2 protein-coding genes are annotated in these 2,223 nt (G+C 69.9%); both read left to right on the forward strand.

Translation table 11 applies throughout. The features are described from left to right. The first annotated feature begins 114 nt into the window (after window positions 1–114). Window positions 115–756 carry a GyrI-like domain-containing protein gene (locus tag ACWCSD_RS51810; protein WP_449927141.1) on the forward strand — a complete coding sequence of 214 codons (642 nt, stop codon included), beginning with the start codon at window positions 115–117 and terminating at the stop codon, window positions 754–756. 94 nt (window positions 757–850) lie between these two features. Then, window positions 851–2,223: alpha/beta hydrolase (locus ACWCSD_RS51815; RefSeq protein ID WP_449927144.1), on the forward strand; the 1,373-nt coding region annotated here is incomplete at its 3' end.

A 2,223-nucleotide genomic window follows, 5' to 3' on the forward strand; every position in this document is an offset into this window, starting at 1 on the left:
CGGTTTAGTGTAAAGCAGTTGCGTCAATAACACGAGAAGGGGTTTTAGCGACATGCGTAAGTGGAACAGCAGAAGGGTTACCGGTAATACCTGGCCGATCAGGCGCGGGAGGCGTTGTCGATCGGGTTGTTGCGGTCGTTGGATGTGCCGTTGGCGGTGGTGGGGCGGGTGTTGTCGGGGGAGGTGGGGGCTTTGGAGTCGGTTCGGGTGTCGTTGGAGGTGGAGTTGGCGCGTCGGCGGCGGACGTTGGCGTCGTTGGAGCGGGTGCTGGCTGTGGGGTTGCCGGCGGCTGAGGTGGATGTGGTGCGGCAGGGCGGGGGGCGGGCGGCGTTCGTGGGTGAGCGGGCGGCGGGGTTGGAGGATGTGGAGCGGGCTACGTCCGCGGCGGTGGCGCGGTTGGTGGCGGGGTTGCCGGAGGGGTTCGGGCCGGTGCGGTTGGTGGGGTTGTTTCCGGTTGATGTAGGTGAGGTGGTGGATGTCCGGGTGGCGTTGTTGCTGGATGAGGACAGGGAGGTCGGTCAGGGTTTTGAGGTGGGGGTGTTGCCGGGTGGGGTGTTCGCGCGGGCGACTCATGTGGGGCCTTATGACCAGATCGCGTTGACGGTGCATGCTGTGCTGGCGTGGTGTGCTGAGCGGCGGCTGGTGGTGAGGGGTGCGGTGCGGGAGGTGTATGTGTCGGATCCGGGGTGTACGCCTCCTGGGGAGTTGGTGACGGATGTGCTGGTTCCGGTGGTGGGTGATTTGTCGGTTTCATGATGAGGTCACGGGCGGCCGGTGACGAGGTCTCTGGTTCGGCGATCAACGACCCGGCAGAGTCGTGGACGTCCCCACCGGAACCGAGAGGCCCCTGATGAAATCCCTTGCCCTGTTGTCCGCGTCCGCCCTGACGGCCACCCTTCTGGCGGTTCCGGCGCACGCCGCCGTCACCTCGTGGAGCTCCTGCCGGCCCGGCGAGGGCGTCGATCCCCGCCAGGAGTGCATGACGATCGAGGTGCCGATGGACTATTCCGCCCCCGGCGGCCCGTCGGTCACGCTGGCGGTGTCGAGGATCAGGACGGCCCGTCCCGACGTGCGCCGTGGCGTGTTGCTGATCATCCCGGGCGGTCCGGGCAGCCCGGGGCTGAACCGGCCCAGCACCCTGGTGAAGAAGCTGCCCAAGGACGTGCTCGACCGCTTCGACGTCGTCGGGTTCGACCCGCGTGGCGTCGGGAAGAGCTCGCCGGTCTCCTGCGGGCTCGCGCCCGCCGACCTGTCGCTGACGCGTCTGAAGCCCTACCCCGACGCCGACGGCGGGATCGCCGGGAACGCGGCGTGGTCGCGTCGGATCGCCGAGGCGTGCGCCCGTAACGGCGGGCCGCTGATCCGGCACATCAGCACCCGCAACCACGCCAGGGACATCGACCGGATCCGGGTGGCGCTCGGCGAGGACAAGATCTCCTACTGGGGCGTCTCGTACGGCACCTACGCGGGCGCCGTGCACGCCACGATGTTCCCCGGCACCACCGATCGGGTGATCCTCGACAGCAATGACGACCCCGATCCGCAGAAGGTGGCGCGCCAGTGGCTGGCCAACTACGCCGTCGGGGTTCAGGACGCCTTCCCCGACTTCGGCGCGTGGGCGGCCGCGCGTGACGGCGACTACGGACTGGGCGCCGACGTGGCCGCGGTGCGCCGGACGTTCCTGGAGCTGGCCGCGCGGCTGGACCGCGAGCCGCTCGCCTGGCCGGGGTCCGGGCCGGAGCAGCGGCTGACCGGCAACCTGCTGCGGGAGACGCTGCTCAACGCGCTGTACTCGCGGGCGAATTACCCGATGCTGGCCGGGCTGTTGAAGGCCGCGCTGAGCGGCGCCGAGCTGCCGGCGCCGAACCAGCCGCCGCAGGCCGCTTTGCAGAACACCGCCGCGCACGCCGGTGCCACGATGTGCAACGACGTGGTGTGGCCGAGCTCGCTCGCCCGGCACGAGCAGCAGGTGCGGCGGAGCCGGGCCGCCTACCCGTTGACGGCGGGCATGCCGGTGAATCTGGGGCCGTGTGCGTACTGGCCGTTCCGGCCTGCCGAGCGGGCCACGCGGATCGGTTCGCGGGGTCCGGCCAACGTCCTGCTGATCCAGAATCTGCGGGATCCGGCCACGCCCTACAGCGGGGCGCTGAAGATGCGTGCGGCGCTCGGGCAGCGGGCCCGGATGGTCGCGGTGGACTCCAGTGGTCACGGGGTGTATCTGGC

The sequence above is a fragment of the Nonomuraea sp. NPDC001684 genome (assembly GCF_053596515.1).